This window comes from Pseudomonas sp. PF05 (assembly GCF_056521845.1).
Genome location: NZ_JBWLPW010000092.1, coordinates 1 through 376, shown reverse-complemented (window position 1 = coordinate 376; position 376 = coordinate 1). Strand labels below are relative to the sequence as shown.

The window sequence follows — 376 nt, the reverse complement described above, 5'->3', positions numbered from 1 at the left end:
CGCCTTCTGGGGCATGCCCAGGCGTGGCCTGGCGTTCCTGTTGGCCAACGTCATGTTCTGGCAACCGCTGTGGGCCCAGGCGGGCGGCATCGTGGTCAGCGCGCCGGGCACCAGCCTCGGCCAAGCCGGCAATGGCGTGCCGGTGGTCAACATCGCCAAGCCCAACGGCAGTGGCCTGTCTCACAACCAGTTCAAGGACTACAACGTCGGCAGCAACGGCGTGATCCTCAACAACGCCACCAACGCCGCCCAGTCCACGCAACTGGGCGGGATCATCCTCGGCAACCCGAACCTCAAGGGCACGGCCGCCAAAGTCATCCTCAACGAAGTCAACGGCGGCAACCCCAGCCAGCTACGTGGCTACACCGAAGTGGCT

At 65.4% G+C, this 376-nt stretch carries 1 protein-coding gene; it reads left to right on the top strand.

Going from position 1 to position 376, the window contains the following annotated elements:
• Positions 1-13: 13 nt before the first annotated feature.
• Positions 14-376, top strand: a 363-nt coding sequence (locus tag AC09SL_RS29570) for a two-partner secretion domain-containing protein (protein ID WP_479572023.1), incomplete at its 3' end; no start/stop codon positions are given.